Source organism: Johannesbaptistia floridana (genome assembly GCF_057440575.1).
The window spans coordinates 1-24,733 of sequence record NZ_JALKVM010000034.1 but is presented as its reverse complement, the minus strand read 5'-3'; the positions used below and the strand labels follow the sequence as shown (position 1 = coordinate 24,733).

Annotated in this window: 21 protein-coding genes and 1 pseudogene; 15 read left to right on the top strand and 7 right to left on the bottom strand. The window is 36.9% G+C overall.

What is annotated here, in order from left to right:
• Positions 1-286: 286 nt before the first annotated feature.
• From MW688_RS02500 to MW688_RS02485, 4 genes are all read left to right on the top strand, one after another.
• On the top strand, positions 287-2,212 hold the full coding sequence (locus tag MW688_RS02500) for a sensor histidine kinase (RefSeq protein ID WP_486734335.1): 1,926 nt from the start codon (positions 287-289) through the stop codon (positions 2,210-2,212).
• Positions 2,213-2,368: 156 nt separating this feature from the next.
• A complete protein-coding gene (locus MW688_RS02495; RefSeq protein WP_486734334.1) occupies positions 2,369-2,785 on the top strand; it encodes a response regulator in 417 nt (138 codons plus the stop codon).
• A 6-nt stretch (positions 2,786-2,791) separates the two neighbouring features.
• Positions 2,792-4,003 (top strand): sensor histidine kinase, encoded by a 1,212-nt coding sequence (locus MW688_RS02490; protein ID WP_486734333.1) that lies wholly within the window; start codon positions 2,792-2,794, stop codon positions 4,001-4,003.
• 135 nt (positions 4,004-4,138) lie between these two features.
• Positions 4,139-5,215 carry a hybrid sensor histidine kinase/response regulator gene (locus MW688_RS02485; protein WP_486734332.1) on the top strand — a complete coding sequence of 359 codons (1,077 nt, stop codon included), beginning with the start codon at positions 4,139-4,141 and terminating at the stop codon, positions 5,213-5,215.
• Positions 5,216-5,230: 15 nt separating this feature from the next.
• Here the strand turns inward: MW688_RS02485 and rimM are convergent, their stop codons facing one another.
• The gene (rimM, locus tag MW688_RS02480) at positions 5,231-5,803 is read right to left on the bottom strand and encodes a ribosome maturation factor RimM (RefSeq protein WP_486734331.1); all 573 of its coding nucleotides are present in this window, start codon (positions 5,801-5,803) and stop codon (positions 5,231-5,233) included.
• A gap of 237 nt (positions 5,804-6,040) precedes the next feature.
• On the opposite strand from rimM, the pseudogene MW688_RS02475 reads away from it, so the two are divergent.
• The 9 genes and pseudogenes from MW688_RS02475 to MW688_RS02435 form a co-directional block, all read left to right on the top strand.
• A pseudogene (locus MW688_RS02475) lies at positions 6,041-6,160 on the top strand (element excision factor XisH family protein); the annotation flags it as partial.
• Positions 6,148-6,480 carry an element excision factor XisI family protein gene (locus MW688_RS02470; RefSeq protein WP_486734330.1) on the top strand — a complete coding sequence of 111 codons (333 nt, stop codon included), beginning with the start codon at positions 6,148-6,150 and terminating at the stop codon, positions 6,478-6,480. The pseudogene MW688_RS02475 and the gene MW688_RS02470, both read left to right, overlap by 13 nt.
• 61 nt (positions 6,481-6,541) lie before the next feature.
• On the top strand, positions 6,542-7,504 hold the full coding sequence (locus MW688_RS02465) for an ABC transporter ATP-binding protein (RefSeq protein ID WP_486734329.1): 963 nt from the start codon (positions 6,542-6,544) through the stop codon (positions 7,502-7,504).
• Between the two features lie 132 nt (positions 7,505-7,636).
• Positions 7,637-8,971 (top strand): guanine deaminase, encoded by a 1,335-nt coding sequence (gene guaD, locus MW688_RS02460; protein ID WP_486734328.1) that lies wholly within the window; start codon positions 7,637-7,639, stop codon positions 8,969-8,971.
• A gap of 133 nt (positions 8,972-9,104) precedes the next feature.
• The gene (locus MW688_RS02455; protein ID WP_486734327.1) at positions 9,105-9,443 is read left to right on the top strand and encodes a hypothetical protein; all 339 of its coding nucleotides are present in this window, start codon (positions 9,105-9,107) and stop codon (positions 9,441-9,443) included.
• Between the two features lie 146 nt (positions 9,444-9,589).
• Positions 9,590-9,958, top strand: a complete 369-nt coding sequence (locus MW688_RS02450) for an SH3 domain-containing protein (protein ID WP_486734326.1) — start codon at positions 9,590-9,592, stop codon at positions 9,956-9,958.
• A gap of 43 nt (positions 9,959-10,001) precedes the next feature.
• Positions 10,002-10,133 (top strand): DinB family protein, encoded by a 132-nt coding sequence (locus tag MW688_RS02445; protein WP_486734343.1) that lies wholly within the window; start codon positions 10,002-10,004, stop codon positions 10,131-10,133.
• Positions 10,134-10,258: 125 nt separating this feature from the next.
• Positions 10,259-10,840, top strand: a complete 582-nt coding sequence (locus MW688_RS02440; protein ID WP_486734325.1) for a Panacea domain-containing protein — start codon at positions 10,259-10,261, stop codon at positions 10,838-10,840.
• Positions 10,812-11,198 carry a type II toxin-antitoxin system RelE family toxin gene (locus MW688_RS02435; protein ID WP_486734324.1) on the top strand — a complete coding sequence of 129 codons (387 nt, stop codon included), beginning with the start codon at positions 10,812-10,814 and terminating at the stop codon, positions 11,196-11,198. The genes MW688_RS02440 and MW688_RS02435 overlap by 29 nt, the downstream gene beginning before the upstream one ends.
• A 156-nt stretch (positions 11,199-11,354) precedes the next feature.
• On the opposite strand, the gene MW688_RS02430 is transcribed toward MW688_RS02435, so the two are convergent.
• The 3 genes from MW688_RS02430 to MW688_RS02420 form a co-directional block, all read right to left on the bottom strand.
• Positions 11,355-15,251, bottom strand: a complete 3,897-nt coding sequence (locus MW688_RS02430) for a PAS domain-containing protein (protein ID WP_486734323.1) — start codon at positions 15,249-15,251, stop codon at positions 11,355-11,357.
• A gap of 413 nt (positions 15,252-15,664) precedes the next feature.
• The gene (locus MW688_RS02425; RefSeq protein ID WP_486734322.1) at positions 15,665-16,273 is read right to left on the bottom strand and encodes a DUF4276 family protein; all 609 of its coding nucleotides are present in this window, start codon (positions 16,271-16,273) and stop codon (positions 15,665-15,667) included.
• A 15-nt stretch (positions 16,274-16,288) separates the two neighbouring features.
• Positions 16,289-17,476: an AAA family ATPase gene (locus MW688_RS02420; RefSeq protein WP_486734321.1), complete on the bottom strand. Its 1,188-nt coding sequence runs from the start codon at positions 17,474-17,476 to the stop codon at positions 16,289-16,291.
• A 356-nt stretch (positions 17,477-17,832) separates the two neighbouring features.
• Here MW688_RS02420 and MW688_RS02415 point away from each other — a divergent pair, with 356 nt between their 5' ends.
• Together MW688_RS02415 and smc are read left to right on the top strand one after the other, a co-directional pair.
• Positions 17,833-18,342 (top strand): tetratricopeptide repeat protein, encoded by a 510-nt coding sequence (locus MW688_RS02415; RefSeq protein ID WP_486734320.1) that lies wholly within the window; start codon positions 17,833-17,835, stop codon positions 18,340-18,342.
• A 33-nt stretch (positions 18,343-18,375) separates the two neighbouring features.
• Positions 18,376-21,921 carry a chromosome segregation protein SMC gene (gene smc, locus MW688_RS02410; protein WP_486734319.1) on the top strand — a complete coding sequence of 1,182 codons (3,546 nt, stop codon included), beginning with the start codon at positions 18,376-18,378 and terminating at the stop codon, positions 21,919-21,921.
• 366 nt (positions 21,922-22,287) lie between these two features.
• Here smc and MW688_RS02405 read toward each other — a convergent pair whose 3' ends face one another.
• From MW688_RS02405 to MW688_RS02395, 3 genes are all read right to left on the bottom strand, one after another.
• Positions 22,288-22,920 (bottom strand): HesA/MoeB/ThiF family protein, encoded by a 633-nt coding sequence (locus MW688_RS02405; protein ID WP_486734318.1) that lies wholly within the window; start codon positions 22,918-22,920, stop codon positions 22,288-22,290.
• A gap of 3 nt (positions 22,921-22,923) precedes the next feature.
• Positions 22,924-23,754, bottom strand: a complete 831-nt coding sequence (locus MW688_RS02400) for a hypothetical protein (RefSeq protein ID WP_486734317.1) — start codon at positions 23,752-23,754, stop codon at positions 22,924-22,926.
• Positions 23,755-24,116: 362 nt separating this feature from the next.
• Positions 24,117-24,662 (bottom strand): hypothetical protein, encoded by a 546-nt coding sequence (locus MW688_RS02395; RefSeq protein WP_486734316.1) that lies wholly within the window; start codon positions 24,660-24,662, stop codon positions 24,117-24,119.
• Positions 24,663-24,733: the final 71 nt, after the last annotated feature.

Sequence of the window (24,733 nt, the reverse complement as noted above, 5' to 3'; positions counted from 1 at the left end):
AATTAACATTCCTTTTCATAATATCTAGATATATTTATTCTATGTCTTTTTGTTGAGTAATCTTTAAAGATTATGTAAATTTATCTGTTCAATTTCATCTAACTCTAGATTGAGAGTTAATATTAGTTTAAAATCCTACCTCAGATAGATGTTTTAGAATAAATATCAACTTTAACTAGGTGAGAGAGAAAGTAAATTAATATAAAAGGATTTACTTTGACTTGAAACCTTTGAATTGACACTGTTATAGACCTATAAATAGGTTTTTGTCTTACTTGAAATATAAATGTTATTGATTTACTCCCAAGATAGTTTTTCAATCCTCTCGTTAATGCCCCACGGCGCTTGTTATCTATGGAAACCAGGTTTAGTAGGGTTACATTCGATTAGCAATGGTTTGATAGCCTTAGCTTATTTTTCTATTCCCATTAATTTAAGCTATGTTCTCTATAAGCGATCAGACACACCTTTTAATGAGATATATTGGCTATTTGCAAGTTTTATCATCTTTTGTGGTCTTGGTCATCTTTTCGATATTTGGACATTGTGGCATCCAGATTATTGGATTGCTGGTGCCATAAAAGCGATAACGGCAATTGTCTCTATTTTGACAGGGTTTATTTTGTATGTAAGTATTCCTGCGATTTTGAGCTTTCCCTCTATAAATGAAATCAAAAATAGTAATTTAAAACTACAGCAAATAACAGAAGAATTGTTAAAAGAACAACAATTTGTCAAAACATTGTTAAACAATGTTTCTGATTGCATTGTGACCTGTGATAGTCAAGGAAAGCTAAAATTATTTAATCGCGCCGCCGAAAAAATCCATGGTGTTCCTAATTTAGATGTCTCCCCCGAAAAGTGGGCTAATCACTACGACCTCTATAACTCAGAGAAAAAGCTAATGAATCTAGAAGAAATACCTCTATACAGAGCATTAATGGGAGAGTCCCTGGTTAATGCAGAGGTAACAGCAATTTCTCAACAGGGAAATTTGCACGATTTTTTAGTTAACGGAGACCCAATTTTAACTCCAGATGGTCAAAAATTAGGAGCAGTAGTAGTGATGCGGGATATTAGCCATCTCAAAAAAATGGAACGGGATTTGCACGAAAGTCAAAAACGATTTCAGCAAATATTTATTCACGCCAGTGTAGGGATGGCTATTGTCGATTTAGAGGGCAAATGGTTAGAAGTAAACCCTACATTGGCAGAAATGACAGGCTATACAATACCAGAATTACAAGCTACGAATTTTCAAGCGATTACTTATCCAAAAGATTTGAAACTAGACTTGGAGCATGTAGAACAGTTGCTATCTGGAGAAATTTCCTATTTTCATTTAGAAAAACGCTACATCCATAAACAAGGATATATATTTTGGGTAAAAATTAGTGTATCTTTACTAAGAAATGAACAGAAGCACCCTCTTTACTTCATAGCTTTAGTTGAAAATATAGACGAACAAAAACAAGCAGAACAAGCTTTAAATATATTGAATCATCAGTTAGAGCAAAAAGTTAAACAACGTACTGAAGAACTAGAAAAACGTAACCAAGAGTTAAATCAATTTGCCTATGTGGCTTCTCATGATCTCAAAGCCCCTCTGCGAGGGATCGCTAATCTCGCCAGTTGGATTGAAGAAGATTTAGAAGAAAAACTTGACGAGGAAAACCGATATAACTTACAATTGTTAAGAGGAAGAGTTAATCGTCTTGAAAATTTAATAAATGGTTTATTATCTTATTCCCGTGTAGGTCGGGTAAACTCTCAAAAAGAAGATATCCTCCTAGAAGAACTATTGACAGAGATTATTAGTTCTATAGAGATTCCCCCGGAGTTTACAGTTGAAATCATTGGAGAAATGCCTAAGTTGTACACGTACCGTACACCTCTTGAGCAAGTATTTAGTAACTTAATTATCAATGGTGTTAAACATCATAACCGTAAGGATGGTAACGTCAAAATTTCCATGGCTCAACAGGAACAATATTATAAGTTCTTTGTTAGTGATGATGGAGTAGGAATTGAACCAAGATATCATCAAAAAATATTTCAGATTTTTCAAACTCTAGAATCTCGTGATATAAAAGAAAGTACAGGAATTGGTTTAGCAGTGGTTAAAAAAGCTGTAGAAAGTCAAGGAGGTACAATTTCAGTTAAGTCTCAACTAGGGGAGGGGACTACTTTTTGGTTTACTTGGCCAAAATAATTAGTTAGTTACATTTCTTATGTAATATCTACCTTTGTATAGAGTATAATTTGATATTTTTTTAGATATACTAAAGATTATTAAGATAGCTCTGATAACAAGTATAAATAAATAAATAAATAAATTTCGATGCAAACACTCACAAAATCTTCAACTATGAATATTCTACTTGTAGAAGATGATGAAGTAGATGTTTTAAATGTCAAAAGGACATTTAGAAAAAATAAAATTGAGCACTCTCTTTATGTAGTCTCTAACGGTTTAGAAGCTTTAGAGATGCTTCGCAACAATTATGGGAATTTGCCCAACTCAAAAAGCAAAAATTTGCTAATTATTTTAGATATTAATATGCCGAAAATGAATGGCATAGAATTTTTGCAAGAATTGAGAAAAGACCCTGAATTGAAAGCAATACCAGTAATTGTTTTTACAACTTCTGACGATGATCAAGATAAACATAACGCCTCTGAGTTAAATGTTGCTGGCTATATGATTAAACCAATTGATTTTCAAGGCTTCACCAAAACCATAACAACATTAAACGAATATTGGAATTTATCAAAAATACCCTAACTTTAGATGCTTAAAGATAAATTAGCAATTCTTTTAATAGATGATGACGAAGTAGATCGCCTGGCAATCAAAAGGGAATTAAAAAAAAGCCAACTAACTGTAGATATTTGTGAAGTTACTACGGGAAATCAAGTAATTAAAACTCTCAATCAACAAGAGTTTGAGGTTATATTACTTGATTATCGCTTGCCTGGTTCAAATGGTTTAGAATTAATCAGATCGATCAAAAGTCTCGGGATCAAAATACCTCTGATTGTTCTAACTGGTCAGGGAGATGAGGCAATTGCCGTGGAAATAATGAAGGCAGGAGCGGCAGATTATATTTGTAAGAACAAGGTTTCGTCAGATTTATTAGAAAAAGCTATTACTAATGCTATCAAAGTTAATCTAGCAGAATTAGAGATAGAAAAAGCTAATCAAAGAATTAAAGAAACTAATAAAATTCTCTTGATTCGTAATCAAGAACTACAAAAGCAAAAAGAGCAAATTAAAATTCAAAATCTACAACTACAAAAGGCATATAAGCTAAAATCTCAGTTTTTGGCAAATATGTCTCATGAATGGAGAACCCCCCTCAATTCAATTATGGGTTTTTCTCAACTGTTGTTGAATCAACCTTCTTTGTCTCCTGAACAAATGGAAATTGTTCAGCGGATCTTAAAAAATGGTCAAAATTTGTTAACCATGATTAATGAAATTCTTGATTATTCTAAACTAGAATCAGGAACCTTTAACGTTAATTATGAAGAGTTTAATTTGGAGTTGTTGGTTAAGTTCACTGTAGAAGAACTACGTTCTCTATCTTTGACAAAAAATATTGATCTCAAGGTTGATTATCAACTTGTTGATTCTATAGTTTTCCTAGATCAAAGCTTGTTGAAAAGAATTATTGTTAACTTAGTTAGCAACGCGATTAAATTTACACCATCAGGAAGTGTGATAGTCAAAGTATTTTCACCAGAGGCAGAAAAAATAGCGATCGCCGTTAAAGACACTGGAATTGGCATCCCCTCAGAAAAACTCAACTCAATTTTTCAAGCCTTTGAACAAGTGGATCAATCTTTGACTCGCAAATATACAGGTACAGGATTAGGATTAGCAATCACTAAATCTTTAGTCAATATGCTTCAGGGAAAAATTTCTGTTATCAGTGAAGTTAACAAAGGTTCAATTTTTCTAGTGGAAATCCCTCGTAAGATCAATATAAATAACTTATGATTTAAGATAAATTTATAATATAGTAAGTTATTCACAGATGTTATTATTTTTATGAATTATTGATAAAATTCATTCCATGCTGTTGTAACTTGTCTACACTAGCAAAATAAAACCTTTAAGAAATACTTTTATTCTATGTCTTTACATCTCCACAACAATCATAGCTATATATTGGCAGTTGATGACAATCCAGACAACCTACACTTGCTGAAGTTAACACTAGAACCACAAGGATATAAGCTTATCTTAGTTAATAATGGTTATGATGCTTTAGAAGAAATTAATAAGCAGCCACCATCTTTAATTCTTTTAGATGTAATGATGCCGGATATGGACGGCTACGAAGTTACTAAGCGTATTCGTTCCCAGCGCAATCTCCCTTTTATCCCAATTTTATTAATTACAGCTCATCAACATTCTAGCGTAGTTAAAGGGTTAGATTCGGGTGCTGATGAATTTCTTCGTAAACCTTATGAAATAGATGAACTACAGGCGCGGGTCCGTTCCTTAATTCGTCTTAAAAACAGTATAGATCAAAGAGCTAGTTTTGTTTCCTGTTTAACTCATGATTTGCGTACTCCAATTATTGCGGCTAATAGAATGTTAAGTTTAATTAAACAGCAAGCTTTTGGTCAAGTGACAGCAGAAACTGATGAGGCTGTAACAGAAATTATCAAGAATAATGACAACTTACTAGAGATGTTGAATACTCTTCTAGAGACTTATCAATATGAAATTGGTCAAAAAGTTCTCAATTTTGAGCAAGTAGATATTCGGGATATTATCTCAACCGTAATTAAGCAACTTTTGCCCTTAGCCACAGAAAAAAAACTAGAAATTAAATTTGATTCACCCAACCAATTACCTCAAATCACGGGAGACAAACTAGAATTGAGACGATTATTTACTAATTTAATAGCTAATGCCATTAAATACACAGATTCCGGTTTTATTGAGGTTAATTTAAACGATTCTCCTCAAAAAATTCTGATCGCAATTAAAGATACAGGAGTGGGTATATCTCCTGACTCTCTCAAATTAATCTTTGAAAGGTACTATCAATCAAAAAATCGTCGCAGTGGTAAAGGTATCGGTTTGTATCTGTGTAAACAAATTATTGAAACTCACAAAGGTGAAATTACCGTTGAGTCAGAATTGGGCGCCGGAACTACTATGACTATAACCTTGCCAGTTTCTAACACAGAATCATAGAGGTGTGACTACTATTTACACATTTAAATCTAATAATCCATCTGGGGGAATAATTTCGATACGTTTGGCGGTTAAATCTACTAAAGGCACGATTTCTTTAACAAAGGGTATTAAAACTTTAGATTTTTTCCCTTCTTCTTCTCCCAACTCTGAATCTAAGGTAACTTCTAGTAAGTCATTACCTGCAAATAAAACTGCCGATACCAGGCCGATTTTTGCTCCCGTAAGTTGATGGTAAACAGCTACATCAATTAACTTAGATACATGATACTCATCAACATCTAGTTCTGGTAAATCTTCTTGTTTTACAAGTATACTGCAACCTCGTAATTGTTCAGCAGTAGTGCGATCGCTAGAATTGGCCAATCTAACTATATAAATATTCTTTCCAGGAACACGGTATCCTGAAATTAACTCTACTGCTTCAGGAGTTTGATGAGGATGTCTTTGTAACCATCTCATTCCCGGTTTTTCAAATCTTTCGGGAAAATCACTGTCGGTTTTTACCCTTAATTCTCCTTTTAAACCTTGAGGGGCGACAATTTTACCAATTTCTATCCATTTTTGGGTATTTATTGTTTCATTCATGAGCAATTATCTTCATTTTAAAGTTATTAGCAGGAGCAAGGTTGAAACCTGATAGAGTATAGTTGTTCTGATACATTGATCGGGTAAAACTCGATATATTATCGAACTGCACCACAATAGCATCATTTTGATATAAGTAATCAATAAAACAGCCGTATAAATGTCTTGACTAGTATAGCAAATAACCAAGGCACTGAATCATTGTGCTGTAAGCTATATTAAAATTTAGCTGTTCCTGATCCTATTTATCGTGAGTTTTTTAGCCTGAATTTTATTGAAAAAGTTGTTCAAAAATCCCAAGTCAAGTTAATTGTTTATCAAGAAGAACAGGAGATAATTACCCAATGGATAAACTAACTTATTATCGTCAAATTATTCAACAACTTCTTGAAGATTATAGCGATCGCCGTTCAGAGCAAGATGTTGAATCCCAAGCCATTTTCGACTTAAAAAGAGATCACTATCAAGTAGTTAATGTGGGTTGGCAAAATGGCAGAAGAATCTATGGTTGTGTACTTCATTTTGACATTAAAAATGATAAAATCTGGCTTCAATACAATGGTACTGAGATTGATATGGCCCAAAAATTAGTAGAATTAGGAGTGCCCAATTCTGACATCGTACTAGGTTTTCAGCCACCATATCGCCGAGTCTATACTGATTATGCCATTTCTTAACCTAAAAACTAACTAGGGTCTGCCTGAATAAATTATCCTAATTTCTGGAGTCTTAAATGTAATGATTGAAGCGATTGAGTTAACTAAAAAATATCAGGGATATGCCGCAGTCAATAGAGTTTCTTTTCAGGTAACAGAAGGAGAAACTCTCGGTTTAGTTGGAACTAGTGGTTGTGGTAAAAGCACTACCCTTAAAATGCTCAATCGCTTGATTGAACCGACTTCAGGTCGCGTAATTATTAACGGACAAGATGTAAAACAAATGCCGCCAGAAAAGTTGCGTCGAGGTATTGGTTACTCAATCCAAAATTCTGGTCTTTTTCCTCATTATACTGTGGCAGAAAATATAGCAGTGGTGCCGCGTTTGTTAAAGTGGAACGAAAAGCGTATTACCCAACGTAGCCAAGAGTTACTAGAAATGGTAGGTTTGCCACCAAATGAATTTGCCCAACGCTATCCTCAAGAATTGAGTGGTGGTCAAAAACAGAGGGTTGGATTAGCTAGGGCTTTAGCCGCAGATCCACCTCTGATTCTATTAGATGAACCATTTGGGGCTTTAGATGGGATTACTCGTCATCAAATTCAACAGGAATTTAAGCAATTAAAGAGTGTTTTGGGTAAAACAGTGATTTTAGTCACCCACGACATTTTTGAAGCAGTAAATTTGTGCGATCGCCTCTCCGTGATGGATAGGGGTACCATACAGCAAATTGGCACTTCTCAAGAGTTAATTTTTCAACCAACTAATTACTTTGTCCGTGATTTGTTTGCCTCACAAAGATTTCAATTAGAATTATATATTACTACCCTTAGGGACTTGATGCCCTGGTTGTCTTCTCATCCTGTAACTAGAGCAGTTTCTAAGAGTTATTCTCTAAATCAAAACCTATTGACAGTGTTAGAAGAAATTGAGGATTCTTGGGTGGAGATTAGCGATCGCCAACAACAAGTCATCACTACTACTAATGCTCAAGATTTACTCAAAGCATTTTATCAATTTAAAAATTCTCTGATCTCATCATGAATTTTTGGTGATTTTTTCGGCAATATCAAATATAATTTGTCTAATTAACTCTAAATTATATCACTTTAACTCGAAATAAATTACAGTAAAGTTTAATTACTTAATTAAATATTTTTCAAGGAGAAAAAAGTTATGAATGATACAAAAATTCAAGCTTTCCGTAGCAGCATAGTAGACTTTTTAGATGATCCTTTCTATGTTTCTGAACAAGATTGTGTGAGATTTATCGCCGATGGACTGTTAGTAATAGAAAATGGCCTAATTAAAGAAATTGGTCCTTATGAACAACTCAAAGAGCGTTATTCAAATATTTCTATTACCTCTTATTCAGAAAAGTTGATTGTTCCAGGATTTATAGATACCCACATTCATTATCCCCAAACAGAAATGATTGCTGCCTATGGAGAACAACTATTGGAGTGGTTGAGTAAATATACCTTTCCGACAGAACGTCAATTTAAAGATAGAGAATATGCCCAAAAAGTAGCCTCTTTTTTTCTCGATGAATTATTAAAAAATGGTACAACTACTGCCCTAGTTTTTGCTGCTGTATATCCCGAATCAGCCGATGCTTTTTTTGCAGAAGCCTATAAGCGCAATCTTTGCATGATTGCGGGTAAAGTAATGATGGATCGCAATGCACCAGATTTTCTCTTAGATACTCCAGAATCTTCCTATACAGAAACTAAAGAATTAATTGAGAAATGGCACAAAAAAGGGCGATTACACTACGCTGTTACCCCTCGTTTCGCTGCTACTTCTTCTAATGCCCAATTGAAGATGGCCGGAAGACTTTTAAAAGAATATCCTGATGTGTATATGCACACGCACTTATCAGAAAATGTAGATGAAGTAGCCTGGGTAAAAGAATTGTTTCCTGAATGTAAAGGATATTTAGACACTTATGACCAAGCAGGATTAGTGGGAGAACACTCAGTTTTTGCCCATGGTGTACAACTCACAGAGGAAGAATGGAAACGATTATCCCAAGCAAAATCAGCAATAGCTTTTTGTCCCACTTCCAATCTTTTTTTAGGTAGTGGACTATTCAAGCTAGAAAAGGCAAAATCAACAGAATATCCTGTTAAAGTTGGTTTGGGTACAGATGTGGGGGCCGGAACTAGCTTTTCAATTCTTCAAACCGCTAACGAAGCCTATAAAGTCTCGCAACTGCGACGACAAAAATTAACTTCTTTTCAAGCCCTTTATTTAGCTACTTTAGGAGGTGCTAAAGCTTTAGATTTAGATAATCGTCTTGGCAATTTTGCTGTTGGTAAAGAAGCAGATTTTGTAATCTTAGACCCAAAATCTACACCTTTAATGAATTTCCGCAATCAAGCTTCTAAACCTGTTAACCTCGAAGAATTAGCTGATATTTTATTTAGCCTAGTGATTATGGGAGATGACCGCGCGATTGGGGCGACTTATATTATGGGAGAATTAGCCTACGAAAAAAAAGATAAATAAAGAAAAATTTGGCTATCATCCCAACCAGGAAGATAAAACAAGGGAGGAAAGAAGACAGTAATTATTTATGGCTAATTTGTCACAAAGATTATATGATTTAATCATCCCACAATAATTATCAGGAAATCTATTGATGAATATGCGTAGTTTTTTCTCTTTAGTGTTAAGTTTAGTATTGGCAGTCACAATCATGCCTAATCTTGCTCAAGCAGCACAACAAGATGCTCAGTATTTTGACCAACTAACTCAGACTTTTGACCAAGCAAAAGAGCAGTATACTTCTGGAGTAGAACAGTCTAAACAAACTTTTGAACAAGCTCAAGAACAGTACAAACAAGGTCTTGAACAACTTAATCAGAGTTTAAAACAAGCTCAAGAACAATATCAACAAAGTGTAGATCAATTATACGAAGGCTTTCAACAAGCTCAAGATTCTTTTGAAAATGCCATAAAACAATTTAATCAAAAGTAACTTTGTTTTTCAGGTTATACCCTTATATATTTCACAAATAACCATAGTAATTCCTAGGAAGGATGAGGGAGATTTTCTGTTCCCTCCTCCTTTTATTATGGATGAATCTGTTTACCTAATCAAACTGAAAAATATATAATTTTTTTATGAAACGAAAAAACTTAGTATTTATTCAAGTATTAATAGCAGTAACATTGTGGTTAATTACCACTATACCAGTCTTTGCTATTTTAGAAGGAACTCTTATTTCTGCTGATAGTTCCACTATTAATATTTACCCACAACCAAATTTAGAACAATCAGCAATTGGGATGGGAAATGTTGGCAACAAAGTCATGATTTTAGAGCAAGCTTATAATAATCAAGGAGATTTGTGGTATCACATTCGTTTAGTTGAATCGCCTAAAATTGAAGGATGGATTGCTGATACTTACGTTTCTAAAAATCAACAAAAGGAAAAATACGAAGATCCCTATGACCCTCGCAACTATTATCAATTAAATCAATTCAATTAAAGCTTCATCAATGTTATATATTTACTATTAATTATCTGATTTAATTTCTCTGGTAGTTGTCCATTTTTTTAATCACCAAACTCATCACCGTGGTCAAGTTCACGCTATGCTTACCCAAACTTCTGTAGCACCTCCTGTTCTAGATTTACATCGAGTTATCAACCTGACGGGGTGACAACAAGCTTAAACTTGAACTTCATTAGGTCTATTTACCTTTCTTGTTTTGGTATTTTTTTTGAAGTGCGTATGGGTCGGTTACAATTAAACTAAGAACTATAAAACAAATCAGAGGTAAATCTGATGGTTAGTCCCCTAGCAGCAGCCAAATACTTTATCATTAGGGCTTACGAAGATGGTAGAGAATACCAAATGACTAATATGAAACTCCAAAAACTTCTCTACTATAGTCAATGTTTATATTTAGCTCTTTTTGATGAACCGTTATTCGCCGAGGAAATTCAAGCTTGGCGATATGGTCCTGTTTGTCCTCCTGCCTATCGTTTTTATAGTGAGTTTGAAGCTCAACAGTTACCAATTCCTACTCCAGAATATATCAAAGAAGAAGTTAAAGCCGTTTTAGAAGAAGTGTGGCTATATTTTGGTGAGTATCATGCTTATGATTTAAGCGATTTAACTCATTTAGAATTTCCTTGGCGAAAAGCTAGAAAAGGTTTACCAAGTTCTGCTAGTTCTACTGAACCGATTTTATTAGAAGATATGCGATTATTAGGAGAAGAAAAACTCAGAGAAATTGAACAAAGTCATCCTCATTATGAGGGGTTAATTTTTCATATTTTAAAAGAGGAAATTAGCTCCAAAAAAGAACCAGAATATATAAAACAAGGAGAAGTTAATGACTGGCTCAACTCCTTACTCGCTTGAGAAATCAGCAAATTTTGAGAGAAGTTTAAAAAAACTAGTTAAATATTATAAATCTCAAGTTCAGAAAAATAATTTTATTAATGAGATTAGTAAATATTTAGAAGAACTAATTCTCAATCCTTATCCGCCTCAAGCCAGGTCTGAGCCTGTACCAAGTGGTTTGAAATTACCTGAAGAATGGAGATTTTATAAATTAGTTATAGTGATTGCTAAGGGTGCATCAGGTCAAATTAGAATTATGTATTTGGTTAATGAAGAGGAAAAAATTATCAAGCCTTTATGGATTTATAATCATCAACAATTTACTAAACGTCCTCCTGATAAGGATATAAAAGAGGTTATCAAAGAACTTTTTTAGTATCCTTATTAATTCTAATTTTTGATTCAGGGGATCTCGAAGTGGCGAAGAGCGATCGCTCTTTTTGTGAGAAATGCGGGATAACTATTATTCTACTTAGATCAAAGCAAACAGGGGATCTCGTGCCTAGCGCTTCGCCGTACGCCCTAAATTCTATTACAACCCACGGACAATAGTTACTACAGCTTGCAGCAGTTGGTCAGGTTCCAGGGGTTTGGATACCTGCTGTTGAAAGCCACTGGCAATAGCTTGTTGGTAGTCTTCTTGCCTAGCGTAGGCAGTCAAGGCAATTGCGGGAATTTGTCCACCCTGTTCTGGAGGCAAGGCTCGGATTTGCTCAATCAAACTATAGCCATCCACATCTGGCATACCAATGTCACTGATTAAAATATCGGGTTGAAACGACTCCAAGGCTGTTAACACTTCAGTGGCCGAGGTCACCGTTAAAACTTTGGCTCCATATATAGTCAATACCATAGTTAATAACTCGCGGGCATCGGGTTCATCATCAATGGCCAAGACTCGAATGTCCGTTAAATCAATAATTTGTTCGAGGTGTGGGTTCGATGGTTGTTCCTTTGGTTCAATATCCATTCGAGGAAATTGAATAGTAAAGGTTGCCCCCTGCCCTTCACCGGGGCTTTCAGCAGCTATGGTTCCTCCGTGAGCTTCAACTAAATAACGAACAATCGCCAGTCCCAATCCCAATCCCCCAAATTTTCGAGTGGTTGAGGTATTTTCTTGGCGGAAGGATTCAAACAAATAGGGGATAAAATCGGGATCAATTCCTTTTCCCGTGTCGCTGACGGTAACTTGTACCTCCTTGTCCACCTCTTCCAGGATAATATCAACCCTTCCATCTCTGGGAGTGAACTTAATAGCATTGGATAACAAATTCCAGATGATCTGCTGAAGTCGCACTGAATCTCCCCATATCCTTCCCACCTGGGGGAGTACATAATGCAGTTGGATTGACTTAGCCGAGGCTGTAGGTCTCATGGTATTAATCGCCGATTCGATCACAACGGCTAAATCAACGCTTGCCATGTCCATGATTAGTTTGCCCTGTATAATCTTAGCAACATCTAACAAATCATCAATCAGTCGGGTTTGGAGTTTAGCGTTGCGCTCAATAGTCGCTAAGGCTTGGGCCGTTGTCGCCGGGTCAAAGGTACGTTTTTGTAAAAGGTTTGCCCAGCCTAGAATCGGGTTAAGGGGAGAGCGCAATTCATGGGAAAGAATAGCTAGAAACCCATCTTTGATGCGATTGATTCGTTCAGCTTCTGCTCTGGCGGCTTTCTCTTGCTGCAAGAGGCGCAAACGTTCTAGTTCAGCCTGTTTGCGCTCAGTAATATCGAGTGCCACTAAAATGCCATAAAGGGGTTGAGGGGGAGAACTTGAGTGATCAAAAAACACCTGTTTACGAACAGTCAGCCATCTCACCTCACCATTCTTAGACAAGATGCGGTGATCCTGAGAAAACCAACCCCTTCCTGCTGGATTGAGAATCTCTTTAATGCGCTCTTTCAATTGAGCACGGTCTTCAGGATGGAAGGTGCCATGAAGTTGCTCACGGGAAATGATTAATTGATTGGGGGATAGTCCATAGAGGGCTGCCGCTTCTGGGGATAGGGTGACCGTGTTGGTAATGTAATCTATTTGAACCATGGCAAAACCTGTAACCTGCATGGCCAAATGCAAACGAGCTTGAGAATCTTGCAGTTGTAATTCTGCCTGTTTGCGAGAGCTCAAATCCAGCACAAAGACGACTGTTTCTTCTCTAGCCTCACCCACCAGGCTGTAGCCAATCAGTATTGGAACCCGGCTACCATCTTTACGGATGTATTCTTTTTCATAGGGGGTGCAGGCTCCATGGGTACGAGCTTCGGCGATGCCCAGGGCATCCTGGGGCAGATATTCAGAAGGAGTAATATCAATCCAGCGGAGACACCCTGAGCGAACATCCTCTTGGGTATAACCGATAATTCTCAATAGCTCATCATTGGCGGCGTAAATATTTCCATGAATGTCGCCGTAGAGAATTCCCACAACATTGGCTTCAACAAACCCCTGTAGTCGAGATTCATTGTTCGCGATCGCTGCTTCTGCCTGTTTAGAATCCGTTAAATCCCTATGAACTCCGAGCCACTCCAAAATCCTACCATTTTCTTCACAGATAGGCACAGCTTGCACCTGCATCTGACGATACACCCCATCCTGCCTCCGCAAGCGATACTCCACCTTTGAGAGCTTTCCGGTTTCCAAGGCAGTCATACAAGCATCCCTTGCTTTCTTTTGATCCTCAGGATGTACTGCATTTAGCCAGCCCCAATCTTTTAATTCATCGAAGCTTTGCCCTGTAAAGGCGCTCCAGCTAGGCTGTTCCGTTGTAAATTGCCCCTGGTTGCCCTCGGTGTTCCAGATAATGTCTGTCGTAGCTTCAACGAGGGAACGATATCTACGTTCGCTGTTGCGAAGTGCGAGTTCTGCCTGTTTACTTTCTGTAATATCTCTGTCCACCCCTGTCATCATTACCGGGTTGCCCCTATCGTCGTAGAAAACGCGCCCCAGCCCCAATGCCCAGCGCTGGTTGCCATCGGGTTTGATCAAGCGAAATTCAATGTTGTATGCTTCGCGGTTATAGAGAGCCGAGTGAATAGCCTGTTCAACCCTAGGTAAATCCTCTGGATGTATCATGGCTAGTACAGTTTCGTAGCGGCCATCAAAACTTCCAGGAGACATGCCAAACAGGTTTTCTAGGTTTTTGGACCAGTGTACTTCCCCTGTTTGAATATTCCAGTCCCAACTGCCCATGCTGGCTGCTTTCATGGCCAGCTCAAGCCGCTCCTGGTTTTTTTCTAAGGCGAGGGCTGTTTGCTTTTGTTGATCAATATCAGTAATAGTGCCAATCCAGCCTGTAATTTCTCCCTGACTATTGCGAGTGGGGGTGGCTCGGCAAATGAACCAGCGATATTCCCTCTCCCGATTCTGAATACGATACTCGATTTCAAAGAACTCTCCATGATTTATTGCGTCATACCACTTGTTGAGGACAAGGTCTCGCTCTTCAGGGTGTACCATGATTATTCCCCCCATCGCTAGGGAGACTGCTTCACTTAGACCCGTATAATCGTACCAGGCTTGATTCCAGTAGTTCACTGCTCCGGTGGAGTCTGCTGTCCAAACTATCTGAGGCATAGCTTCCGCTAGGTCTCGATTGTATTGTTGGCTGGCCTGGAGATCCGCAACTGTCTGGGTCAGTTCCAACTCCATTTGTTTGCGTTGGGTCACATCCCGCCAAGAGGCTACAAAACCGTCATTCAATTTGCTGGCGCGAATATCAAAGGCCCGAATCAAGCGGCGGCCAACAAACACATCGTCATAAACCAACGACTCTTTAATGAGAGGCTCTCCCGTATTCACCACCCTACAGTAGTCATCAAATAGTCCCGAATCCCGATGGGCAGGCAAAATTTCGCACAGTCCCCGCCCAATCTGCATCTCTTTGGGCATTTGGTTGTTTTCGCAGGCAGCGGCATTGAGATAGTCAATGCGAAAATCCACAATTTGCCCCAACTCATCCCGCATAGCTGAAAAAATACCAAAGCAGTCCAGCATGTTTTCAATGGAAGTTAGAAAGGTTTCCTGGCTTTGCTGCAACTTTCGTTTTAATTCCGCATTTTCTATCGCCGTTCGCATAGCCAAACGTAAATCGGCTGGACTCACTCGGTCTTTGACTAAATAGTCATCTGCTCCATGCTTAAATGCTTGTATCGCCACTTCCGTATCGCCACTATCAACCACAATCACTGGCGCATCTGTTTGTTCTTTCAATTGACGTAGAAGTTCCACGCTTCTAGTCTGGGATGATTCAAGATCTAAAAGAATCCCATCTAGTTTCAACGTCGATTCAGATAAAACAGGTAAATGAGGATCAATTCGCCCTAATAAGATGTTGTAGTTAATATTTCTGTCCTGTTGGAATTGCTGCTGATAAGCGATGTCGTCTTCTTCTGAGTTAGCAATGACCAGTATTGTTCGTGGATTTTTCATTTTGTTCCATGACCAAGGAAGTGAGCTAATTAAATATTACAAATTTTTTTTATATATAGCAATGAAAAATCAGAGTTAACCCAAAGTGAGAGAGGGGGAGAGGGGGAGAGGGGGAGAAGGGGAGAGGGGGAGAAGGGGAGAAGGGGAGAAGGGGAGAGGGGGAGAAGGGGAGAAATTTTAAGTAAAATTACTTAATTCGCCAAATAATGTATTTTTTTATACATTATTTTTGCAAACAAAATCCGAAAAAGCACTAATACACAAGTTATAGTTTTTGTCAAGTTTTATATTAAGAAAGATGTTTATAAAGGATAGCTCCATTGATGAGGGTATTTACTCATTACTCATTGCTCATTACTCATTACTCATTACTCAAAAGGGCGATCGCTCAAAGTTTAATGATCACTCTATCATTATTTGATTATTGTTAATAAACCAAAATAAAAAGCCATAAAACTTGGTGACGAGTTTTTTGTAGGAGTCATATATTTACTAATTTCTCTAGCGGCTTTAACTTTCTCTAAACCACCTTGATGATATCTTTTTTTTTGCAAAACCTTTTCTAAAGCTTCCCAAGTATTCTTAATTGTGTCAGGTTTTCTATATGGTTGTTTCTTTCCTAAATTGGGATCTATTTTAGGATATGCTGAATGAATAGCATTAATGTCTCCAAAAAACCATGCTTCTAATTCTTCTACAATAATTCTGTTTAGTAATTGAAAAGACTGTTGATTTTTGCGGTTTGATTTAGTAATGAATCCAGCTTCGTTTGCTATATTTTCTAGTTCTTGTTTAAGTTTTAAACAATCATCATTATCTTTATCCACAAGAACTATAATTCTATAGTCTTCAGGAATCCAAGTTTTATATCCTTTAAGACGATCTGGCAACTTTTTGATTAAATCTGACTTACCACGAAAGCTATGAATTCTATAGGTTATTTTTGGAGGAAGAATTTTTGGTAATATATTTTGTAGACATTCTTTAGCAGAAGCTTCTTCAACTAACAACTCTAAATGCACTCTTTTTACTCCAAGTTAACTATATATATTACCAACCGTAAAGTAATCTTCTGTCCATAGTTGACCCAAGAGTGCTCCATTTTCAATAAATTCTTTAACCCCCTCCATATCTGAAGTTCTTTTCGCTTTAGTGAAACCTTTTTCATCGCGATATAGTACCCATACTTCCTCTGGTTTTAAACCATCAACAAAAAAAGGAGAATGAGTTGTGACCATTAATTGAGTGTTAGCAGAAGCGGCACGACATTCTTCTGCTAATTCTGGTAAAAGACGAGGATGAAGATGGTTTTCTGGTTCTTCTATACCTACTAGTTGAGGAGGATTAGGGTCATATAGTACGATTAAATAAGCTAACATTTTTAAAGTTCCATCAGAGGCAAATTTAGCTAAAATCGGCTGTTTAAAAGGTGCATCTTTAATTTGTAATAATAGCCTTCCATCGGGCATAATTGAGGCTTCTACTTTTTCTAATCTAGGTATACGTTGAGAAAGGTGGGTGAGTATTTTGTTTAACCTGTCTGAATGCTGTTCTTTAAGATATTGAATAACATTAGGAAGGTTATCTCCAGTGGCAGATAATCTCTCTTGTACACCTGCTTCCGGTTGATTGCGAGTGTTATCTGCCGTTAAATAAGATAAATACCAGCCTGTAATAAAATGTCTTAAAGCACTAACACGAGGATGTCTGGCAAATTGTCCTAAAGTACTAACTGCTAAAAATTCTGGTGATTCTAGTTTTTCTGAGATTTTATCGTCTTCTGCATCTGGCATTTCACCACTGACTACTTTTCCTTCTCCCGCTCTGAAATCTAAAAAACGAAAGGGCTTACCATATTTTCCCCTCTTCCATTGCAGCCATTCTTCAGCAACAACAGGACGATTATTAACTTCATCGATAGCCAAGTGATATGTGATCAGAGGAGATTTGACTTTTTCTCTGTATTTTAGTTCTATGGTTATATATCCTTGTTCTCCTCTAGTTCTTAATTCTTTGAATCTACCTCGTCTATCCCAAGCTTTCCCCAAGCCAAATGTAAAACACTCGGATAAAAAAGCAAATACATCAAAAATTGTTGATTTACCACTACCATTAGGACCAAGAAACACTGTTAGGGGAGTTATTTTTTCTAGTTTGAGGTCATGTAAAGCCCGATAGTTTTGTACTCGCAAGTATTGAATCCTGGGTACAGAAGGTTTAGCCATAAGAAAAAGTATGATTGGCAGTATATAACTCTCATTCTACATGATCAAACCGAACAGGCGGTCTCCTGGGAGATCTTAGATCTTGCACTAGAACTTTTGTACTAATTTACCTTGAAGAAAAATTCATTTATTTCGTACCTAAAAGCATTTTTGCCCTCAAAAAATAAGTATAAATACTTAAAAATTTACTTCACAACTCATTACTCATTACTTATTACTCATTACTTCCTACCTCAACCAGTAACTTTGGATAGAGATGCAAGATCTGAGGAGATCCGCTTCCCGATACGCCCTAACTTTTATAATGTTAAAATATTGTAAAACCAAAAAAACCATCGATAGTATAAAAGTTAAGAGTGGATTTAACCTCAGAAAAAGAACAATTTAAACTTCACTACCAAGCAGGCATCGACGCCTTAGAAAGGGGTCAATATGCCCTGAGTATCAAAAATTTAGAGCAAGCAAAAGAATTAGTAGCATTAAGGACTAAAATAGGAGGGGAGGTTAACCTTTGGTTAGTAAGTGCCTATCAAGCAGCACAAAAAACCGACGAGGCGATCGCCTTAAGTGAACAATTACTAAATCATCCCCATCAATATATTCGCGAAAAAACTCAAAGCCTACTATACATACTTAAAGCACCCCGTTTAAATCGACCACGAGAATGGATGAGTGAAATTCCTGATTTAACTACTGTGGCTGAAAGTGAACCAGAATTTCGTCGTCAACGTGGCAGTGTACCTATTAAACCTAAGTCTCAACCAGAATTACCCCCAACAGAAGTAAATACTCGTGATAATAGATTTATTGCTGTGGCTTTTTGTCTGTTGCTAATTATCTTGATTAGTTTCTTCTTGCCTAAGTAGTTACAAAACTACTTTTATAACTACCTATAATCTATGGTTCATATCAGTAAAATCGAACTATTTAATTTTAAATCTTTTGGAGGAACTACGAAAGTTCCTTTTTTTCCAGAATTTACGGTTATTTCTGGGCCAAATGGTTCAGGAAAATCTAATATACTAGATGCACTGTTATTTTGCTTAGGCTTAGCTAGTTCAAAAGGTATGCGCGCCGAACGTTTACCTGATTTAGTTAATCATAATCAGAGTAATCAACGCAAGAGTGTAGAAGCTGGAGTCTCAGTTACCTTTGATTTAAGCGATTTAGAGGGAGATATGGCTACTGAAGCTTGGAAAGTAACTAGACGTTTAAGAGTAACTCCAAGTGGTAGCTACACCTCTAGTTACTATATCAATGAAGAAGCCTGTAATTTGAGTGAGTTGCATCAACAATTAAATCGCCTACGTATATATCCCGAAGGTTATAATGTGGTACTCCAAGGAGATGTTACCAGAATCATCACCATGAATTCCCGAGAAAGAAGAGAAATCATTGATGAATTAGCAGGAGTAGCTGAATTTGACCGCAAAATTGAGAAAACAAAACAAACCCTCACAGAAGTGAGAGAAACCGAAGAAAAATCCCGCATTATTGAACAGGAATTAATCAAAGTGCGCGATCGCCTCGCCGCAGACAAAATCAAAGCGGAAAAATATCAACAACTTAAACAGAATCTTCAAGAAAAACGTCAATGGGAAATCGTCCTTCACTGGCAACTCCTACAAGAAAAGCAGCAGCTACTGGAAACAGAAATAACATCTCTTACGGATAAAATAACTCAAACAGAAACAAATATAACCAATCTCCACCAAGAAATAGAAACAGCTAATCAACAATTAACCAAGTTAAATCAACGTGTTAAAACCTTGGGTGAAGATGAACAATTATCTCTCACTACCACTCTAGTAGAAACCAAAGCTAAACTAGAACAAAATCAGCAACGCTACCAAGAATTACAAGAAAATATTAGCACCACAGAAAAATCAATTGTCTCTCAAACAGAACAAATAACTATATATCGAAACGAGTTAGAAAAATTACAGCAACAAAAACAAGTATTGATAACGAATCAACTTCCTCAACTGCGCCAAAATCAACAACAAATCCAAGAGGAGATTCGAGTCAATCAACAAAAAATCAACGAATTAGCACAAGATTCAGAACAATTAATCTTGAAACAAAGTGAATTTAGTACTCAAATAACTACACTGCAAACAGAATTAAACAATCATCATAAAATTGCCGCTAGAGATACAGAAAGATGCCAACAATTACAAACTAAAATAAGAGAAAATCAAGAAAGTCTTAATGATCTTGCTACTGAGTTAATTACAAAGCAAACCGAAACCGACCATATTGAGAGTCAATTAAGTCTCAGTGAAGGGTACTTACAATCTCTAGCCCAAGATATTAGTGTAGCTGAAAATTCATTAAAAATAGCTGAAGAAACTAATCTGAGACTAACAAAAGAACAAAGAGAAAATATGCGAAAATTGGACAGGTTAGAAGCCCAACAAGAGGCACAACAAGAGGCACAAGGTACTTATGCTAGTAACTTAATTATGGAAAGTAAACTAGCAGGAGTTCACGGCTTAGTTGTCCAATTAGGCATAGTTGAACCAAAATATCAATTAGCCTTAGAAATTGCCGGAGGTGGACGTCTTGGTTATTTGGTGGTAGATAATGACCAAGTAGCAGCAACTGGTATTCAAATATTAAAAGAAAAAAGAGGGGGGAGAGCAACTTTTTTGCCATTGAATAAAATTAAACCCCCTTATGCAGTAAATATTAATGCTTTGAGAAATGTACCTGGTTATATTGATTTAGCAGTTAATTTAATCGAGTGTGAAGGGATATATAAAAATATATTTGCCTATGTTTTTGGGAATACTGTAGTCTTTGAAGATATCGAAACTGCCCGCCGTTTTTTAGGTCAATATCGCATAGTTACTTTAACTGGTGAAATTTTAGAAACTAGTGGCGCTATGACTGGAGGCAGTCAATCTCAACGAAATTCTCTACATTTTGGTACAGTTAGTAACCAAGAATCAGAGGTAATTGTTAATTTACGCCAACGTCTAGGAGAAATAGAAGCAATTCTGACTAAAAATCAAGGGGTAATCAATACAGAAACCGAAAAAATAGCTAATTTGAAGCAGAATTTTAGTAATTTAAGACAGCAACAATTAACTCAGCAACTCAAACAAGAACAATTAACTAAAGAATGTCAACAATTACTGTTAAAAAGACAACAGTTAACAGATAATCTAACTAAAGATGAAGCAGAATTAAAAGAAAAAACTCACCAATTACAAGAACTAAATAAGCTAATTACTGAGTTAGAAACCCAAAACCAGAAGCAACAAGAGTATTTAAAAAGTTTAGAAGGTTCAGAAGTACATAAACAGTGGCAGCATTGGCAAAATATAATTAAAAATCAAGAAGCAGAATTGGCCTTAAAAAATCAAGAAGTTAGTAAGGTTGAAAATGAACTGAGAGATATAGAGAATCAAAGTCAACGGTTAGTAGAGAAAATAAGTGAAGCAGAAACAAATATTACTCAAAGAAAAAGACAACAACAAAAATGGGAAGAAGAGAAAGGAACAATAAGTAATAATATAGAACAAATTAGTCAACAAATAGCTACTATAGAAGCAGGTATTGCCCAACTATCTAAAGAGTTAATCACAGCGAAACAAGAACGCGATCGCGCTGAAGAAACAGTTAAACAATTAACTCAACAGCAGCAAGAAATGTCTTGGCAACTAACAAAGTTAAGAGAAACTAAACAGACAAAAGAAGTAAACAAAGAAGAATTAACTAACCAGATTCACAATCTAGAAGCAAATCTACCTCAACCCCTACCAGAAATTCCTCTATCTACTGGTAGCAAAAGTGAACAATTAGCAACTATTCAAGCCGCGATTGAGTCGCAACAAAAACGTATTGAAAGTATGGAACCAGTAAATATGTTAGCTTTAGAAGAGTATGAAACAACTCAAAACCGTTTAGAAAATCTTTCTGAGAAACTCACCACCCTAGAAGCCGAGAGAACCGAATTACTCTTAAGAATAGAAACCTTTACCACAGCGCGGCTACAGGCTTTTCAAGAAGCCTTTGATGCTGTTAATCAAAACTTTCAAGAAATCTTTGCTACCCTCTCAGAGGGGGATGGATATTTACAATTAGACAATGCTAATGATCCTTTTGATGGGGGTTTGAATTTAATTGCCCATCCTAAGGGTAAACCAGTACAACGATTAAGTTCCATGTCTGGAGGAGAAAAATCTCTCACAGCATTGAGTTTTATTTTTGCTTTACAAAGATATCGTCCTTCGCCATTTTATGCTTTTGACGAAGTGGATATGTTTTTAGATGGCGCTAATGTGGAGAAATTAGCTAAGATGATTAAACATCAAGCCTTGCAGGCACAGTTTATTGTAGTTAGTCTACGTCGCCCTATGATTGAAGCCTCTAGCCGCACAATCGGAGTAACTCAGGCTAGAGGTAAGTATACTCAAGTTCTAGGTATTAAGTTGTAGGAAAAGCATATTATACTCACATCACTAGCACCAGTACTTATGTACTAATTTTTAGGGAAAAATGTTCTTTATGGTTAATTCTCTATAATCTTTGTCTCCTAGGGGTTTCAATACTGCTAGGTTAAGAAGATTATCTGTTGAGACTGCAAGGGAGCACCGGAGCAGGGGGCGGGGGAGAAAGCCGAAAATCCCTCTCCCTGCTTCGGTCTCAGAAGCTCCTCTGCTTGCCTCAAAGAAAAGTCAAAATCCAAAACCTACGCAGTATTGCTAGGGGTTTAGCATTAATTCTTTAACTCATTACTCATTACTTCAAGACTCATTACTCAACCACAACCAGTAACTTTGGGTAAAGATGCAAGATCTGAATCAGACCTTAATTACTTGTAAATCCTGAATAGTTATGGTAAAGTCGCGCTTTTCACCCTTAGCTATCCAAGAAATAATAACCTCAGCCGTTACAGCTACGGTAAGCATCACTAAATTACGGGCTAAGGCATAGTCACATACATCATCATTAACATCGCTAGGAACTTGATAAGTTTCATTCCAGATGATCTCGGCATAGTCGGAGGCTAAGCCAGCATGGAGACAGGGAATAGCTGTTTTAGCCGCATAATCTTGGAGAACTTGACGAGAAACGCTATTATCAAAAACATCTACAATTAGTTTCGTATCTTTGATAAGAGAGGAAACATTAGTAGCAGTCAACTTCTTAGTCTTGGCTTCAATTTTAGTTCCCAAGGCGCGATAAAGATTATTAGATAAAATTTTCCCTTTGAAAGCACCTACATCACTCCGATAGTAAGGTTGAGTAGAAAGATTATGCTCATCAATGCGATCGCAGTCTATCACGGTAAGTTTACCAAAACCGCTACGGGCCAGATTTTCTACCAGATTACCTCCTAAAGCCCCAGCACCACAAATAGTGATAGGGTAATCTTGAATCTTCTTCATTACCTCAGAACTACGATAAAGTTGTTCATGAAAAAATTTATCCATGGCTTATTCTGCTCCTTCAATAACACCGACTAGAGATTGCAAGTCAAAATCGCGATCATAGCCACTTAAACAAATACCAGAACTAATCACCGTCAAATCATCTTTAGCAATGGCGCTGGTATGGTGATATCCGTCGGCTGTTGTCCATTCCACCGTCCAGAAATTTCCTTGGTCATAAAACTGTTGTAACTGGCCACCACCACGTTGAAGAGCTTGTTGTAATCGTTGTTCATCTCTTTCTGTTTGGCTAAAGCCTTCGGTGTTTTGAGTTACCAATTTGTAGAGCGATCGCATCTCGGGAGTCATGCCTAAAAAACCTAAATCTTTTACAGGAGTAAAATTTTTCAAGGCATTTTGTAAATGTTCAGTAATTTCTAGGTCAGCATAGCGATCAATTTCTTCAAACCAACAGGAGTAACCCTGCCAACGAGCAATTATTTGTTCAAAGGCTATACCTTCCTTTACTAAATGTACGATTACTGGTTTAAGCTGTTTAAACCGTTGCTTCATATCAGCTTCATTGACAGGATATGCTAACCAGGTTTGATTTTGCAGAGGATAGCCTAGGCGCAGACGAATAGTGGGAAAGTGTTGTAAGTATTCAGAAATTTGTTCTAAATCAGCTTCTTCTATTAGATTAGCTATTTTAGGGTTCTCAGGTTGAAAAATACCCCAACCTTGGAAATCGCGAGGTTTAGGAATAAAAGTATAAATGATTCCTGCTACCTTAGTAACGACCTTACCACCTTTAACACAAGGAGCGATAAATTGAGTATCTATCAGTTGAGATTCCGCCCTAGCCATTTGGTTGAGAAGATTATGGATGTTAGTCATGGATTTTGAAGGGGTTTGTTGTATTTAACAATACTTATAAAATATAAAAAATAGGAAATTACTAGGAAAATAAGTAATATAGCATTTCAAAGGACTCATGAGGTTGTACCTAACTCGGAGCCTCCGTACCTCATATCTTGCACCAAAACAAAAGTACAGAAATTGGCCGACAAGGGAGAATCAATTTTTAAGCGCGATCGCATTAATTCTCTTACTCATTACTCATTACTTATTACTCATTACTTAACCACCACAAGTAACTTTGGGTAAAAATGCAAGATCTGAGGAGCCTCCTGCCTCAAAAGGATAACCTTTGTACCTCACCAGCCTTAAAAAGGCTATAACTTATTACTTATTACTTACTACTTATCCTTACGTAGAGGTAGAGGAGTATCCAGAATCTCCATCAGTAAATCCAGACGTGAAGGACGAGTCATGAGAGGAACCAGATTAGGTAAGCTGTAGTAATCTCCCGAAAAAGTAAAGGTTTCTACAGGTGCTTGTTGTTCCTTCATTCGTTTTTCAATCATCTTGTAGTAACTTCCAACTCGAACAATAATCACATTAGGCATCACTGCTAATTCTCTACAGTAGGTTTTATAAACCTTGTCAAAGTAGGGAGCATTGTTTTCCCCTTCATCAGTAACTAGAATGATTTGGTCTACTAGTTGTCTTTTTTTACGCATAACTTCCAAGGCACAACCTATACTAGTAGAACCGCCCGCATGAATATTGTTAAAAGCACGTTCCCAATCGCTCAATTCTCGACCTTGAGCTTTGACAGGATAGGCGATAGTATCGAAGGCATAGACAAACAAGTCAGCTTCGGTAATTCCCGAAATCATCGCTGCTAATTGTTTTCCCAGGGCGATCGCTTTATCCATAGAACCGGATTTATCTACCAACAAACCAGTAGGACGAGTAATTTTACCGCTTCTAAAAATCTACTCAAATTTACTCAAACAGCAAAATAAGACAG

What these genes read in the sequence shown, in the direction of transcription:
- MW688_RS02500 (WP_486734335.1), top strand. Translation starts at nt 287, where the DNA reads ATGTTATTGATTTACTCCCAAGATAGTTTTTCAATCCTCTCGTTAATG.
- MW688_RS02495 (WP_486734334.1), top strand. Translation starts at nt 2,369, where the DNA reads ATGAATATTCTACTTGTAGAAGATGATGAAGTAGATGTTTTAAATGTC.
- MW688_RS02490 (WP_486734333.1), top strand. Translation starts at nt 2,792, where the DNA reads ATGCTTAAAGATAAATTAGCAATTCTTTTAATAGATGATGACGAAGTA.
- MW688_RS02485 (WP_486734332.1), top strand. Translation starts at nt 4,139, where the DNA reads ATGTCTTTACATCTCCACAACAATCATAGCTATATATTGGCAGTTGAT.
- rimM (WP_486734331.1), bottom strand. Translation starts at nt 5,803, where the DNA reads ATGAATGAAACAATAAATACCCAAAAATGGATAGAAATTGGTAAAATT.
- MW688_RS02470 (WP_486734330.1), top strand. Translation starts at nt 6,148, where the DNA reads ATGGATAAACTAACTTATTATCGTCAAATTATTCAACAACTTCTTGAA.
- MW688_RS02465 (WP_486734329.1), top strand. Translation starts at nt 6,542, where the DNA reads ATGATTGAAGCGATTGAGTTAACTAAAAAATATCAGGGATATGCCGCA.
- guaD (WP_486734328.1), top strand. Translation starts at nt 7,637, where the DNA reads ATGAATGATACAAAAATTCAAGCTTTCCGTAGCAGCATAGTAGACTTT.
- MW688_RS02455 (WP_486734327.1), top strand. Translation starts at nt 9,105, where the DNA reads ATGAATATGCGTAGTTTTTTCTCTTTAGTGTTAAGTTTAGTATTGGCA.
- MW688_RS02450 (WP_486734326.1), top strand. Translation starts at nt 9,590, where the DNA reads ATGAAACGAAAAAACTTAGTATTTATTCAAGTATTAATAGCAGTAACA.
- MW688_RS02440 (WP_486734325.1), top strand. Translation starts at nt 10,259, where the DNA reads ATGGTTAGTCCCCTAGCAGCAGCCAAATACTTTATCATTAGGGCTTAC.
- MW688_RS02435 (WP_486734324.1), top strand. Translation starts at nt 10,812, where the DNA reads ATGACTGGCTCAACTCCTTACTCGCTTGAGAAATCAGCAAATTTTGAG.
- MW688_RS02430 (WP_486734323.1), bottom strand. Translation starts at nt 15,251, where the DNA reads ATGAAAAATCCACGAACAATACTGGTCATTGCTAACTCAGAAGAAGAC.
- MW688_RS02420 (WP_486734321.1), bottom strand. Translation starts at nt 17,476, where the DNA reads ATGGCTAAACCTTCTGTACCCAGGATTCAATACTTGCGAGTACAAAAC.
- smc (WP_486734319.1), top strand. Translation starts at nt 18,376, where the DNA reads ATGGTTCATATCAGTAAAATCGAACTATTTAATTTTAAATCTTTTGGA.
- MW688_RS02405 (WP_486734318.1), bottom strand. Translation starts at nt 22,920, where the DNA reads ATGGATAAATTTTTTCATGAACAACTTTATCGTAGTTCTGAGGTAATG.
- MW688_RS02400 (WP_486734317.1), bottom strand. Translation starts at nt 23,754, where the DNA reads ATGACTAACATCCATAATCTTCTCAACCAAATGGCTAGGGCGGAATCT.